We start from the raw sequence: 15,106 nt of genomic DNA on the forward strand, positions 1-15,106 counted from the left end.
CATTTGTCACAAAACTGTACGAGTCAGATATCCTTATGCTTGAGCTGGAAGACGGAATATTCCGGCCTGCAGAGAAAACGGTAAGGGAGTCTCGTCGTACCAATCCCCCGGCTTACATATAAGTCGAAGGTTTCTGTGATTGAATAATGCCCTTCCACATACTTATCGGCATAAGGCGGCGTAACCAGGTGACCGATCAAAGGGAGCTGCACCTGACCGCCGTGACTGTGACCAGAAAGCTGAATATCGACAGCTCTGTCTGTGAAGCGGTCGGCTACATCCGGCTCATGAACCATCAACAGCGTAAAAAGCTCTTCATCCGCCCCGGATAACGCTCTGGCAATGTCTGGTTTTCCGAGCATCACATCATCCAGTCCTGCCAGAGTGAAGGAAGAGTCCCCGTTTTTTATGGTTCTATGCTCATTTTGGAGCAGTTGAAAACCGGAAGAATCCATCACCTGCTGAATTTTCTCGGTCCCATAACCGCCATGGTCATGGTTGCCATAAATCCAATATTTACCATTGGAGGCGTGGAGTTTCTTGAGCTCATCCACAAGTCTCGGTGAAAAAGGGTACGTCTGCGGTTCATCCACCAGGTCACCCGTGAACAAAAGCAGATCTGGCTTTTCTTCATTGATTTTCCGGACAAGTTTTTCAAGTTGTTCCAAATCATAATGAAACCCGAGGTGGGTATCGGAAAACTGTAAAATTTTAAAGTTATGAAAGGCGCGCGATACCTTTGGATGCTCGATGACATAGGTTTGTCTGGAAAGCAGACGCGGCTCTATATACCAGGCATAAGAATAACCGAGGGCACCGATCCCCACAAATCCGGCTATTCCGGCGGTCATCCGCTTGATAAACTGGCGGCGTGTTAAGTTCATAGCGATTCTCCTCTGAAATTCTTTCGTCATTATATCACGAATTACTGTAAGGAGAAGTCGAATGATCGATTAAATTTCGAAAATGAACAGGAATTCATTTTCCTTTTGTGGAATGTAATTTATGAAGTCAAAAAGATGGAGGTACATGATGAAGGATCAAGTAATCATCGTTACTGGTGGGTCAAGCGGTATGGGGCTCCATATGGCGAAACGTTTCGTTTCCGAAGGAGCCCGTGTAGCTATTACTGGAAGGAATGAAGAACGTCTGGCGGCCGCTAAACAGGAAATAGCAGGTGGAGATGAGTCTGCCGTATTGACTATTCAAATGGATGTCAGGGAAGTGGAGGATGTACAACGGATGGTAAAGGAAACAGTAGATACATTCGGTACCATCGACCACCTCGTCAATAATGCGGCCGGTAACTTTATAGCTCCAGCTGAAGAACTTTCACCAAACGGCTGGAATTCGGTTATTAATATCGTCCTCAATGGTACATTCTACTGTAGTCAGGCCGTAGGCAAGTACTGGATTGAAAACCATATCAAAGGGTCGATCCTGAACATGGTGGCTACATATGCCTGGAATGCAGGGGCCGGCGTCATTCATTCTGCCTCAGCGAAAGCAGGCGTTCTCACTATGACCCGGACCCTTGCGGTGGAGTGGGGGAGTAAGTATGGAATCCGGGCCAACGCCATAGCCCCGGGGCCGATTGAACGTACAGGAGGGGCCGATAAGTTATTTCAATCCGAAAAGGCTGCCCAGCGTACCATTCAATCGGTGCCGCTCGGACGTGTCGGAACTCCGGAAGAGATTGCCGGCCTGGCAACGTTTATTCTTTCTGAGGAAGCGGCTTATATGAACGGCGAATGCATCACCTTGGATGGTGGTCAATGGTTGAATAAGTTTCCTTTTTAACCGTTCATCATCCGTTTGAGTACAAAAGCCGGGAGGAACCAGACTCAATCGGTTCTCAAGGGAGCGGGTATGTCCTGTGTCCATGAAGGCCAACGTCTAAAAGCTGAAACTGCCGGGGAAAATCCCCGGCAGTTTTTTTGTTTCAAAGGTTCTTATGCCTGCTGTGCCTGAAAAAGGAGTCTTTGTATTTAGACTACACTGCTTCTTTGATTCCTTTTTTGACGAGAATCCTGGCGGTCTGAATCATCATAAAAACCAGCCGTTGATCGGCCCTGCAACATTCATGACTTTCATCATCTGAGGATGACGGATGACCTCAATGATTAAAATAAGAGAACAGACAAGACCTGTGAGTATGGATGCCCATGAGAGGGTGGTAAGCCATTCAATCGGTCCCTTATATAAAATGTTATTTTTGTATACCCCCGGTATGTAATTATGAAAAGATGAAAAATACATAGAATTTCGATCGTTTCTTTTGACTATGCATACCTATACCGGGTATATTAAGGTTATTAAAGGAGGCGGAGAACATGTGTGAGCACCCATTACCTGAAAACAGCGGGAAAGACCCGGTGACTCCAAGAACAGATGATGAAAAGCAGGCCGTCGTAAACAGGCTCCGGAGAATTGAAGGTCAAGTCCGTGGTATCCAGAAAATGGTCGAGGATGATCGTTACTGTGTCGATATTCTCGTACAGATATCAGCCATCGATAAAGCCCTGAAACGCGTCGGCTATTCCCTTCTTGAGCGCCATACACACCATTGCGTGAAAGATGCCATTCAAAAGGGAGACGGAGACGAAGCTATTGATGAGTTAATGAAAGTCGTTCAGCAGTTCTCCAAATAAGGAGGGATCAGTACATGTCCGATACAAAAGAAATACAATTTGGTGTAACAGGGATGACTTGTTCCGCCTGTGCTTCCAGAATTAAAAACGTGTTAAATAGAATGGATGGTGTGGAACAGGCAGACGTCAATCTTGCCATGGAAAAAGCGTCTGTTTCCTACCGTAATGATGAAGTCGATGCCAATCAGATTAAAGAACGGGTGGAAAAACTCGGCTATGGTCTCCGTATGGAAAAGCTGGAGCTTGATATTGAAGGGATGACATGCTCTGCCTGCTCCTCCCGCATCCAAAAAGTGCTGAGCCGGACGGATGGTGTCAATGAAGCAGCCATTAATCTCGCCACAGAAGCGGGAGTCGTGGAATATGACCCATCTGAAGTTACGGTGGATGATATCATTGCCCGCGTGAAAAAGCTCGGATACGGTGCCGTAGTGAAACGTGACAGGGAGGAGCAGAAGGAAAAGAAAGAAGAGGAAATCCAACTGAAGAAGCGCCGTTTATGGATTTCGGCTCTCCTTTCACTTCCTCTGCTTTATACGATGGCTGGTCATCTTCCTTTTGGTCTTGCTTTTTACGTCCCTGAACTGCTGATGAATCCGTGGTTTCAATTTCTTCTGGCAACTCCCGTCCAGTTTTACATCGGGGCGCCGTTTTACAAAGGGGCCTGGCGGGCATTATCCAATAAGAGTGCCAACATGGATGTACTCGTTGCGCTGGGTACGTCGGCGGCTTATTTTTACAGTGTTGTAGAAATGATCCGCTGGATGAGCGCATCAGACAGGATGCCGGATCTTTATTTTGAAACGAGTGCCGTACTTATTACGCTGATCCTCGTTGGGAAGTTGATTGAAGCCCTGGCTAAGGGAAGAACAACAGCAGCCCTTTCCCACCTGCTGAATCTGCAGGCAAAGGAAGCTGTCGTCGTTAGAGACGGAAAAGAAGAGAAAATTCCTGTTCAACAGGTTCAGGTCGGCGATGAGCTCATCGTTAAACCCGGAGAAAAAATACCCGTTGACGGGACGGTCCGTTCCGGGATGACTTCTATCGACGAATCAATGATCACCGGTGAATCGATTCCGGTCGAGAAAATGGAAGGAGAAGCGGTCATCGGGTCCACCATCAACAAGCATGGTACGATCCGAATGACAGCGGAAAGGGTAGGAAAGGATACCGCTCTTTCCGGCATTGTGAAAATCGTCGAGGAGGCCCAGGGGTCCAAAGCTCCAATCCAGCGCACAGCGGATCGGATTTCTGGAATTTTCGTGCCGATTGTCGTCGGAATCGCTTTGGTGACTTTCTTAGTATGGATGATCTTTGTATCTCCAGGAGAATGGGGGCCTGCTTTGGAGGCTGGGATTGCTGTCCTTGTTATTGCCTGCCCTTGTGCCCTCGGCCTTGCTACACCGACCTCGATCATGGTTGGGACTGGTAAGGGAGCAGAACACGGCATTTTATATAAAGGCGGAGAATATTTGGAGGGGACACATAACCTGACGACTATTCTGTTGGATAAAACGGGGACAATTACGAAAGGAAAACCGGAAGTCACGAACTTTGAATCATTTGATGATCGCCTTGATCTGCTGCGTCTCACTGCTTCTGCGGAATCGGCATCTGAGCATCCGCTTGCTGAAGCGGTTGTCGACTATGCGGGAAAGCAGAAGACAGCGCTGGCAGAACCTGAGCGATTTGAAGCCGTTCCTGGTTATGGGGTCATTGCAGATATAGAAGGACACCACATTATGATCGGTACGAGAAAATTGATGGAACGGGAACAGCTGGATTATGAGGCTTATGAATCGAAAATGGCAGATTTTGAGCAGGAAGGGAAAACAGCGATGTTCATCGCTGTCGACGCCACACTTGCAGGTATTATAGCTGTGGCTGATACGGTGAAGGAATCATCAAGGGAAGCTGTGGCCGATTTGAAGAAGCTCGGTCTGGATGTGTACATGGTCACAGGAGATAACCGCCGGACGGCTGAAGCGATTGCCAAGGAAGTAGGCATTCACGGCGTCTTTGCAGAAGTGCTTCCCGAAGAAAAAGCTGAAAAAGTCAAGCAGCTGCAGCAGGAAGGTCATAAAGTGGCCATGGTCGGTGATGGAATCAACGATGCACCTTCGCTTGCTGTGGCCGATATAGGTGTAGCGATCGGGACTGGATCGGATGTTGCGATTGAAACCGCAGATATTACTCTAGTCGGGGGGGACCTTGCCCATCTCAGTCAGGCTGTTTCCCTCAGCAGGAAGACGATGCGCAACATCCGTCAGAATTTATTTTGGGCGCTGGCATACAACAGTGCAGGAATTCCGGTAGCTGCACTTGGGCTGCTCGCGCCCTGGGTGGCCGGTGCAGCCATGGCCTTCAGCTCGGTCAGTGTTGTAACCAATGCTCTCAGACTGAAGCGGGTTAAATTGTAAAGGAGGAACGATAATGGAAACGATGCTGCAAGTAGAAGGAATGACATGTGACCACTGCAAAAAGGCGGTGGAAGGAGCTTTAACCGGACTTTCCGGGGTGGAACAAGCCGATGTCAACCTGGAATCGGGAAAAGTCCGTGTTTCTCATAACGATACGGTCTCCAATGAAGCTTTGAAAGAAGCGGTCGAAGATCAGGGATACGATGTAGTCTAAATAAAAAACGCTGCGCATGAAGCGCAGCGTTCAGGCTGTAGAAAAAGCCGTGTTATCCAGTTAGAGTTGTCCGCATGTCGTGTTGAGGGTGACACGTTCCGCTTATCGGTGGATGCTTGCCGCGGGCACGGCCTCAGCTAACTTGGTCAAGAAAACCCTTTTGACCAAGTGGATCTTCGGCTCGCGCTGTTCCCGCAGGCGTCACCACCGAACGCTCCTCGTGCCGATGCCTGTGGGAAGACAGCTTTACCCTCAGATAAAAGAGAACGTTAAGCATCTCTCCTTCGCCGTTTCAAAAGAACAGGACAAGCTGCGTTACTGCCGACTGCGTGGGAAAAATCCTATCCATGACCAAGTATTGATGACCACTCCTTTGGAAAAAGGTTTCTCTACAAGCTAAACGCTGCGCATGAAGCGCAGCGTTTTTATTATCCGATGATATAAAAGAAGATCGTGAAGAAGTGAAGAATCGACCCTCCGAGTACGAACAGGTGCCATACCATATGGTGGTAGGTGAAGCTTCTCCATACGTAAAAGATGGACCCGATGGAATAAAGGACGCCTCCTACGACGAGATAGGTGATGCCGGCAGCTGGTACTTGTGCAGTCAAAGGCTCCCAGGCGAGAACGATGAGCCAGCCCATCAGCAGGTAGAAGACCGTGGACATAAAGACGTATTTTTTCACGAAAAATACTTTGAAAACGATCCCCAGAATGGCAATTCCCCACACGATTCCGAAAAGCGTCCAGCCGAGGGAACTTCTCAGTGGAACAAGGAGAATTGGTGTATACGTACCGGCAATAAACAAATAGATGGCCGAATGGTCGAAAATCTCAAAGAGATCTTTGGCGCGGCCGGGAGGAAAACTATGGACGAGAGTCGAAGAAGTGTAGAGCAGGAGCATCGTTACCCCGTAAATCGTCACACTTGTAATGTGCCACGCATTTCCTCCGAGACTTGCGAAAACAATCAGCAGGACAAGCATAGCCACACTCAGGACGGCTCCAATTCCGTGAGTTACGGCATTTGCGATTTCTTCCTTTTTCGTAAATGTATGTGTCAGCATCGATTCAACCCCAATATTGTTCAGTTGTACTCATTATAAGCCGTTAAGAAAAATTTATAAAGACCAAGTGTGTTTTACAGGTTTTGACAGCGTGTGGAACAGGGTATCAGATAATCGTCAACCTGGTCAGAGAGAGATTTGTCGGGAATTGCGGTTCGAGTTTTAGGATGATGTATGATAAGCTGTTTATGGTCCAATGAACGTCTCTTTCTGCTCCTTCAATGGTCGTGAAAAAAAGAGGAGTGAAGTAGAACATGGTAAGTTTACAAAAAGAAACACTGCGTATTCCATTAGTATCGGAGCTGATGATTCCATCTGAGAAAGTGGCCCACGTACAAATCAGCAACCCGTTGGAGCATGCCCTGCTCGTATTAGTGAAATCCGGGTATTCCGCTGTTCCTGTACTGGACCCGTCTTATACATTTCAAGGTGTGATCAGCAAAACGAGAATTTTAGAGGAAACGATTGGTATAGAAGAATTCGAGATGAACCGTCTTTCGGAAATTATGGTCAAGGAAGTCATGGATGATCAAGTTCCATGTCTCACCAAGGAGCAGACGATGATTGATGCACTGCACAAGCTGATCGATCATCCTTTTGTTTGTGTGACAGACGACAAAGGCGAATTCGACGGTATTGTGACCCGTAGAACGATATTAAAACAATTCAGCAAACACTATCATGAAACGTTGAAGTATACCATGCTGGAGACAACATAATCTTCCATCTATGGTAAAATGGATGACATCCACCGGGTGTCATCTTTTTTTATAACGAAAAAGGTGGAGATACATATGTCGAATACACAACAAAATAGAGGACTGGTCCTCGCTTCGATTATGCTGGCGATGTTTCTGGCGGCTATTGAAGCCACCATCGTTTCAACAGCCATGCCGAGTATCGCAGCAGACCTCGGCGGTTTCCGATGGTATTCCTGGGTGTTCTCCGCTTATCTTTTGACGAACGCGGCCACCGTTCTGCTATTCGGCCGCCTTTCTGATGTTTTTGGTCGAAAACCAGTATTTATGACCGGCATCGGTCTGTTTTTAACCGGAGCGGTTTTATGTGCGCTCGCGCCTTCAATGGAAGTCCTGATTGGGGCAAGACTGTTACAGGGACTGGGTGCAGGTGCTTTGATGCCGATAGCAACCACCATCGTCGGGGATATCTATACAAAAGAAGAACGGGCGCAGATCCAAGGATGGCTGTCCAGTGTATGGGGATTATCTGCAGTCGCAGGGCCGCTGCTCGGCGGATTGTTCGTCGATGTGCTCAGCTGGCCTTATGTCTTCTGGATGAACCTGCCTCTCGGTATTCTGGCTCTGCTTGGCATTTTATTCTTTTTCAAGGAAGAGAAAACCAAAGAAAAGCGCAGCGTAGATCTGCCCGGTTCCGTATGGGTGATGATTACGATCAGTTCCTTGATTGTCATTCTGGTTGAGGGCGGGACAAGCATCCCCTGGCTTTCGTGGGGAATGGCTGCACTGGCCGTGATTTCCACAGGAGGGGCCCTGGCTTTTATTATGCATGAAAGAAAGATGGAGGACCCGATGATGCCGCTCGATTTGTGGAAGATCCGGTCCATTCGTTACTCCAATGCCACATCTTTGGTTACGGGTATGATTTTGATTGGAGTGAGCAGTTATCTCCCGGCTTTTGTTCAGGGAGTGATGGAGCAGTCCGCTACGGTGGCAGGATTTACACTTACCACGATGTCGATTGGATGGCCGGCAGCATCAGCAGCTGCCGGACGGTTGTTTTTGAAGATCGGTTTCAGACCTACAGCTCTAGCCGGTGGTGTTTCTCTTATCGTTGGGAGTGTTATCTTTTCCTTGCTTTCTCCTGAGAAAGGGCCCTTATTCGCGGCGGCTGGTTCTTTGTTCATTGGAATCGGGATGGGATTGACGACCACTTCTTTTATCGTCTCCATTCAAAATAGTGTGACCTGGGAAAAAAGAGGGATAGCAACGGCTTCCAACATGTTTATGAGGACAATTGGAAGTGCGCTTGGAGCAGCGCTTCTCGGTGGTCTGCTGAACAGCCGTGTATCTGATGAGATTGAGGAGGCCGGCATGGGCAGCGAACTGAGCATTGACGATACGAACGCCCTGCTCCGTGAAGAAACACGACTCTCTTTGGGGGAAGAAGCTCTTGCCGTGCTCCAGCATGGACTGACTTCCGGCCTCCATATCGTATACATCAGTCTGGTCCTTTTAGCAGCCGTAAGTTTTCTACTGATTCTGCAAATTCCGAAAAAAGATTGATAACCCCGGACATCCTTTGATAAAGTAAAGGATGAAAGATACATAAAGGAGGAAGAGATGACTGATGAAACAAATGGATGCCAACGAGATTATTTCTTTTATCTCAAACAGTGAAAAATCTACACCTGTAAAGGTTTATCTTAAAGGTAACAATCTGGAAAGCCTTGATTTTGGTGACCAGATCCAGGACTTTATTACTGGTAACAGCGGAGTAATTTTCGGCGAATGGAAAGTCATTCAGCCACTTCTTGAAAAGTACGAAAATGATATTGAGGATTATGTCCTTGAAAATGACCGCCGCAACTCTGCGATTCCTCTGCTTGACTTGAAGAAGGTCAATGCACGGATCGAGCCGGGTGCTGTAATCCGTGATCAAGTGGAAATCGGTGATGGAGCGGTAATCATGCTGGGGGCGATGATCAACATTGGATCTGTCGTCGGTGAAGGTACGATGATTGACATGAATGTCGTTCTGGGCGGCCGTGCGACGGTCGGTAAGAACTGCCATATCGGTGCAGGCGCAGTCCTCGCGGGAGTCATCGAGCCGCCTTCCGCCAAACCGGTGGTTGTAGAAGACGGCGTTGTCATTGGTGCCAATGCGGTCGTCCTTGAAGGTGTCACAGTCGGAGAAGGCGCCGTTGTTGCTGCTGGAGCGATTGTAACTGAAGATGTACCGGCAAACACGCTCGTGGCGGGAACCCCGGCTAAAGTCATCAAGGAAATTGATGACCAGACAAAATCAAAAACAGAAATCAAACAGGAGCTGCGCAAGCTGGATAACTAATTCCACTTCATAAGCTTTATACAGGCGCAGTCCAAAGCGGGCTGCGCCTGTCTGATACCCTGCGTTCTGCAGGGTTTTTCTATAGAAGGAGTGAATGCTTTGCAACTGGATCAACTGATAGACATCCGCAGGGAACTGCATCAAATCCCTGAACTGGGATTTGAAGAATATAAAACACAGACCTATTTACTTTCCTATATTGACACACTGCCTCAGGAAAGGTTAACGGTAGAAACGTGGAGAACCGGTGTTTTCGTCCATGTGAAAGGGACGGAAGGGAAGCGGACGATCGGGTACCGTGCTGATATCGACGGCCTGCCTTTGACAGAAACAACCGGATATCCGTTTTCATCGATCATTGAAGGGCGAATGCACGCCTGTGGGCATGATTTTCATATGACCATTGCCCTTGGCGCATTGACCCGGCTGGCCGAACAACCACCAGAAGACGACATCCTGTTTCTTTTCCAGCCGGCGGAAGAAGGCCCGGGCGGAGCGGAGCCGATGCTTGCCTCTGAGCCAATGAAACGAATGAAGCCGGATATCATTTTTGCGCTGCACGTAGCTCCGGAGCTTCCTGTCGGGACAGTGACTTCGCGCCCGGGCCTGCTGTTTGCCAACACAAGTGAACTTTTCATCGATTTCAAGGGAGTAGGGGGGCATGCCGCCTTTCCTCATCTGACGCATGATATGGGGTTAGCGGCAAGTACGTTTGTTACACACATCCAGCAGATTGTGGCCCGCCGGATGGATCCGCTCGACAGTGCTGTCATTACCGTAGGGAAAATCGAGGCCGGTACTGTTCAGAATATCATCGCAGAAACGGCAAGGCTTGAAGGAACGATCCGCACCCTTTCTCCGGAATCCATGAAGCTGGTAAAAGAAGAAATCGAAAAAATCGCACGCGGGTTTGAAATTACCCACGACTGCAGCATCTCCATAGATTACGGCTCCACTTATCATCAGGTATATAATGACAGGGAGCAGGTGGAGGCTTTTCAAAAGGTGATGAATCGTCTTCCTTATACGTTCAAAGAAGCTCCGATGGCTATGACAGGGGAAGATTTCGGATACATGTTGAAAGAAATTCCGGGCTTTATGTTCTGGCTTGGGGTTGACTCGGAGGCAGGACTGCATCAATCTTCTTTAATGCCGAAAGAAGAAGCCCTGGTCGTAGGCGTCGATACTGTCGAACAAACGCTCCGTTCTTTGTGAGCCGGCGTATAGCTTCCCCGCTTATGTGAACACTAGAGAAAGGTGTTTAGAATACGTCCTTATTGGTAAAACATGTGTAGTAGAAGTTCACATAAGCAATGACGGAAAAAGAGGAGGGACGGCTCCTCTTTTTCTATAGTGGAGGGGATCGGCTGAAATGGAATCGGTGTTAAAGTTATCTGCAGTAGCGGTTTTAATCATTTTGACAGCTTTCTTTGTAGCAAGTGAGTTTGCAATCGTAAAAGTGAGAAAAACACGGATTGAGTCGGCTGCCTCCGATGGGAATAAACGGGCGGGCAACGCCTTGAAAGTGTTAAATGACCTGGATTACTACCTTTCGGCCTGTCAGCTCGGAATCACGATCACAGCCCTCGGTTTAGGGTGGCTGGGAGAACCGACACTGGATGTCCTTCTCCGCCCTTTGTTTGACCGTTTTCCGCTTCCTGAAGGGGTCACCCACACGCTCTCCTTTGCGATTGCGTTTTTCATCATTACATTCCTTCATGTCGTCCTCGGGGAACTCGCTCCGAAGACGGTAGCTATCCAAAAAGCAGAAGCACTCACTCTGGTTTTATCCAGGCCTTTAATGCTCTACAGCAAGGTCATGTACCCGCTGATCTGGCTGTTGAACGGCGCTGCCAATATTTTTGTACGGATGATGGGATTCCATACAGCGAATGAATCTGAAGAGGCTCATTCTGAAGAAGAACTGCGCCATATTTTGTCTCAAAGCTACCAAAAAGGCGAAATCAATCGGTCAGAATATACGTATGTCGACCGGATATTTGAATTTGATAACCGCACAGCCAAGGAAATTATGATCCCCCGGACAGAAATGGCGGTCATCAATGTACATCAGCCGGTGTCCAACATCATACGTGAAGTGAAGCAGAACCGTTTTACCCGTTATCCTGTCATAGATGGGAATAAAGATGAAGTGATTGGAATCATTCATATGAAAGAGCTGCTGTTTGATGATGCAGAACATCATACATCACTACGCCCTTTCATGCGGCCGGTGATGAAAGTTTTTGAAAATGTGCCCATTCATGATCTGCTGGTGAAAATGCAGAAGGAGCACAACCATATGGCTGTTCTGATTGATGAGTATGGAGGAACGGCCGGTATCGTGACGGTCGAGGATATCCTCGAAGAGATCGTCGGGGAAATCAGGGATGAATTTGATGCAGAAGAGGAACGGGACATCAAACGCTTGAAAAACGGGCACTACCTCGTCGAGGGGAAAACAGCGGTTCAGGATATTAATGAGTACTTTCAGGTAAACCTTCATCATGAGGATATAGATACAATATCCGGTTGGATCTATACGCAGGACTATGAGGCTGGAGAAGGAACGGTTGTCGTGAGCAGCGGCTATTCCTTTAAAGTCGTCGATATGGTGAAGGGACAGATAAAAAAAGTGGAAATATGGAAAGTGAAAGAATGAGAAAACGCCCGGATCAAATCATCCGGGCGTTTTTCTGTTATTCTTCGTTTTTATGAACGTAAACTTGATGAGGGAACGGAATTTCAATACCTGCAGCATCAAGCGCTTCTTTCATCGCTTTTCTCAGGTCGCGTTCCACGGCCCACTGCTCCATGTTTTCCGTTTTACCGAGAATACGGATGACGACATCGGATGATCCGAGGCTTTGGACACCAAGGACGTCCGGACCTTCTTTGAAGCGTTCATCCGCTTGGAAATCCTGAGCCACTTTCTGAAGGACAGCCATTGCTTCGTCAATGTTCTCATCATAGCCGATTCCAATGTCTACAAGGGCACGCATGTTGCCGCGGGAATGGTTAGCTACACCTGAAATATTGCGGTTTGGAATGAAGTTCAACGTTCCATCAAAGCTCCGGATGCGCGTTGTGCGGATGCCTACTTCCTCGACAATTCCGTCATAACCGCCGGCGGTTACGTAATCATCCACTTCCACTTGACGTTCAAGCAGGATGAAAAAGCCGGTGACAATGTCTGACACAAGCCCCTGGGCTCCGAAACCAATCGCAAGACCAACGATTCCTGCACCGGCAAGGAGAGGGCCGATTTCAATGCCGACAGCACTGAAGAGCATCATGACGAGGATGAAAATAAGAGCATAGGAAAAGAGGTTAACAGAAAGCTTCTGTAACGTTTTATTCCGTCCTTCGGAGAGTTTTCTCTGGGTACTTAAGCGGTTGATGGCCGTTTCGATGGCTTTACGGCCCAGTGGTTTTGCAATAGCATAACCGATCAGCAGTACGAGCACTTTCAAGCCGACTTGAATGAGAAGTTCGACCAGCTCTGAGAGGTTAAATTGCATTCCTTCTTCAAATAAATTCATAGCTGCATAGAGCTCCTTTCTTTATGTCCTTGTACTTACCTCTCTAATAGAATAGCGGAACGTAAGGGATGATTTCAATGATTTGTCGAAAATACGCATAAAACTTCGCATATTCGCTTACGTTTTTTACATTTCTTTCTATTTGCCGAGTGGCGTATAGGAATACCATTATATTGTGCATGTAATGGAAAGATATATGTATGCGTGTGATGTTCATGCTGGTATATATAAAAGCCGGCGAAGGAAACATAAAAGCGTTTGATGGGACAACGTTGTAAAGTGGGGAAGGTCTTAACAGAAAATTTTAAAAATTATTTCAAATGGGTGGCAATTTATTTCGATACCCGATATATTTATAAATACGTTGACAGCGAAGGAGGTCATGATTTGGATACGTTTAAAAAGTTGAAACAGTTCTACTGGCCGTTCAAAAGTTATTTTTTGTGGTCCATGTTCGCCCTGCTTTTTGTTACAGCTATTACCGTGGTTTATCCGATTGTCCTGCAGAAAACGATTGACGATGCCGTAACAGGGGAGCAGTACAGCTTAATTCCCTACTTATGTGCTGCTTTTATCGGACTGATGATTATTAAAGGATTCGCTACATATTTCAACCAGTATTATGGAGATTATTTCGGCATACGTTCGGTCTACACACTCAGGGATGAAATTTACAAGAAACTGCAGCGTCTGCCTTTCCGTTACTATGACAACGCGAAAACGGGGGATCTAATGTCCCGTTTGACAGCAGATGTGGAAGGCTTCCGGTTCTTTTTATCCTTTGGCTTTTCAGAACTGCTCCGGATTGTCCTGTTGATTGTGATCAGCTTGAGTGTCATGTTTTACTATTCCGTTCCTCTGGCACTGGTCACGATGGCTGCAATGCCGTTTCTTGGTATAGTCGTCTACCGGTTCGACCGCCGTGTGCACCCCGCCTTTCGTAAAATCCGGAAATCATTCGGTAAATTGAATACAAGAGTACAGGAAAATATCAGTGGAATGAACACGGTAAAATCTCTTTCCAGAGAGGATTTTGAAATCGGTCGTTTCTCCAACCGCAGCAATGATTACAGGACGAAGTATATCGACACCTCCAACATATGGTCGCGTTATTTTCCGCTGATGGAGTTTATCGGAAACGTGTCGGTTGTGGCCCTGCTGGCCTATGGCGGGTACCTTGTCATCAATGGCTCGCTCCAGCTTGGAGAGCTGGTGGCCTTTTTCAGCTTTGTGTGGTATATCCTCGGTCCTTTGATGAATCTGGGGTTTGTCATCAACCAGTTTTCACAGGCTAAAGCATCCGGCGAGCGGCTGCTTGAGATATTAGAAGCTCCGGAAGAGATTACGGAAAAGGAAGATGCCATCCACCAGGACCGGCTGAAAGGCCATGTCACCTTCAAGGATGTCACACTGACTTATGTGGAAGATGATGACTCAGCACTAAAGGATATCAGCTTTGATGCCCCTCCTGGGAAAACGATCGGGTTGATAGGAGCTACAGGATCAGGCAAAACGAGTATCACCCAGCTGATTACCCGTTTTTATGAACCGGAAAAAGGAGAAGTGCTTGTCGACGGCCGGCCGGTTTCAGATTATGGATTGAGAACCCTCCGGAAGAATATAGGCTTCGTGCTCCAGGAATCGTTTTTATTCTCGACATCGATCAAGGAAAATATCGCCTATGGTAATCCAGATGCAACCATGGATGATGTGATTGATGCAGCTAAAAGAGCCCAGGCTCATGAGTTTATCATGGAGTTGTCCGAAGGCTATGACACGCTCCTTGGAGAGAGGGGCATGGGATTATCCGGCGGACAGAAGCAGCGGATTGCGATTGCCCGCGCGATTCTTATTGACCCTGCTGTCCTCATTTTGGATGATGCGACGTCAGCTGTTGATATGGAAACCGAGTTCAACATCCAAAAAGCTCTTCAGGAAGTCATGAAAGGCCGTACGACCTTCATCATTGCCCACCGCATTTCCTCTTTGAAGCATGCCGATGAAATCATCGTTCTCGAAGATGGAAGCGTGAAAGAACGCGGGGTGCATGAGGAACTGTTGAGCAATGGAGGACCGTATCAACGCATTTACGATATTCAATACCAGGACAAAGAAAAGATTCTAAATACAGCTTCCCATCGATGAAAGGAAGGAGGGACTTTCT

13 protein-coding genes are annotated in these 15,106 nt (G+C 47.5%); 10 read left to right on the plus strand and 3 right to left on the minus strand.

Annotated elements, in window-relative coordinates; genetic code table 11:
* Positions 1 to 23: 23 nt before the first annotated feature.
* On the minus strand, positions 24 to 884 hold the full coding sequence (locus H615_RS0104550) for a metallophosphoesterase (protein ID WP_027954025.1): 861 nt from the start codon (positions 882 to 884) through the stop codon (positions 24 to 26).
* Between the two features lie 148 nt (positions 885 to 1,032).
* On the opposite strand from H615_RS0104550, the gene fadH reads away from it, so the two are divergent.
* The 4 genes from fadH to copZ all read left to right on the plus strand — a co-directional run bounded on the left by fadH (position 1,033) and on the right by copZ (position 5,285).
* Positions 1,033 to 1,800, plus strand: a complete 768-nt coding sequence (fadH, locus tag H615_RS0104555; protein ID WP_027954026.1) for a 2,4-dienoyl-CoA reductase — start codon at positions 1,033 to 1,035, stop codon at positions 1,798 to 1,800.
* 533 nt (positions 1,801 to 2,333) lie between these two features.
* Positions 2,334 to 2,651 (plus strand): metal-sensing transcriptional repressor, encoded by a 318-nt coding sequence (locus H615_RS0104565; RefSeq protein WP_027954028.1) that lies wholly within the window; start codon positions 2,334 to 2,336, stop codon positions 2,649 to 2,651.
* A gap of 14 nt (positions 2,652 to 2,665) precedes the next feature.
* A complete protein-coding gene (locus H615_RS0104570) occupies positions 2,666 to 5,071 on the plus strand; it encodes a heavy metal translocating P-type ATPase (RefSeq protein ID WP_027954029.1) in 2,406 nt (801 codons plus the stop codon).
* 13 nt (positions 5,072 to 5,084) lie between these two features.
* The gene (gene copZ, locus H615_RS0104575) at positions 5,085 to 5,285 is read left to right on the plus strand and encodes a copper chaperone CopZ (RefSeq protein ID WP_027954030.1); all 201 of its coding nucleotides are present in this window, start codon (positions 5,085 to 5,087) and stop codon (positions 5,283 to 5,285) included.
* Between the two features lie 428 nt (positions 5,286 to 5,713).
* On the opposite strand, the gene trhA is transcribed toward copZ, so the two are convergent.
* The gene (gene trhA / locus H615_RS0104580) at positions 5,714 to 6,352 is read right to left on the minus strand and encodes a PAQR family membrane homeostasis protein TrhA (RefSeq protein WP_027954031.1); all 639 of its coding nucleotides are present in this window, start codon (positions 6,350 to 6,352) and stop codon (positions 5,714 to 5,716) included.
* Between the two features lie 254 nt (positions 6,353 to 6,606).
* Here trhA and cbpB point away from each other — a divergent pair, with 254 nt between their 5' ends.
* From cbpB to H615_RS0104605, 5 genes are all read left to right on the plus strand, one after another.
* Positions 6,607 to 7,071: a cyclic-di-AMP-binding protein CbpB gene (gene cbpB / locus H615_RS0104585; RefSeq protein WP_027954032.1), complete on the plus strand. Its 465-nt coding sequence runs from the start codon at positions 6,607 to 6,609 to the stop codon at positions 7,069 to 7,071.
* 75 nt (positions 7,072 to 7,146) lie between these two features.
* A complete protein-coding gene (locus tag H615_RS0104590) occupies positions 7,147 to 8,616 on the plus strand; it encodes an MDR family MFS transporter (protein WP_027954033.1) in 1,470 nt (489 codons plus the stop codon).
* Positions 8,617 to 8,680: 64 nt separating this feature from the next.
* The gene (gene dapD, locus H615_RS0104595; protein WP_027954034.1) at positions 8,681 to 9,400 is read left to right on the plus strand and encodes a 2,3,4,5-tetrahydropyridine-2,6-dicarboxylate N-acetyltransferase; all 720 of its coding nucleotides are present in this window, start codon (positions 8,681 to 8,683) and stop codon (positions 9,398 to 9,400) included.
* Positions 9,401 to 9,499: 99 nt separating this feature from the next.
* Positions 9,500 to 10,615, plus strand: coding sequence for an N-acetyldiaminopimelate deacetylase (locus tag H615_RS0104600; RefSeq protein ID WP_027954035.1), 1,116 nt, complete (start codon positions 9,500 to 9,502; stop codon positions 10,613 to 10,615).
* Positions 10,616 to 10,772: 157 nt separating this feature from the next.
* A complete protein-coding gene (locus H615_RS0104605; RefSeq protein WP_027954036.1) occupies positions 10,773 to 12,062 on the plus strand; it encodes a hemolysin family protein in 1,290 nt (429 codons plus the stop codon).
* A 37-nt stretch (positions 12,063 to 12,099) separates the two neighbouring features.
* Here the strand turns inward: H615_RS0104605 and H615_RS0104610 are convergent, their stop codons facing one another.
* Entirely contained in the window at positions 12,100 to 12,942 is an 843-nt protein-coding gene (locus tag H615_RS0104610) for a mechanosensitive ion channel family protein (protein ID WP_027954037.1), read from the minus strand.
* A gap of 387 nt (positions 12,943 to 13,329) precedes the next feature.
* Here H615_RS0104610 and H615_RS0104615 point away from each other — a divergent pair, with 387 nt between their 5' ends.
* Positions 13,330 to 15,087, plus strand: coding sequence for an ABC transporter ATP-binding protein (locus H615_RS0104615; RefSeq protein ID WP_027954038.1), 1,758 nt, complete (start codon positions 13,330 to 13,332; stop codon positions 15,085 to 15,087).
* Positions 15,088 to 15,106 lie beyond the last annotated feature (19 nt).

The sequence above is a fragment of the Halobacillus kuroshimensis DSM 18393 genome (genome assembly GCF_000425705.1).
Taxonomy (GTDB): Bacteria; Bacillota; Bacilli; order Bacillales; family Halobacillaceae; genus Halobacillus; species Halobacillus kuroshimensis.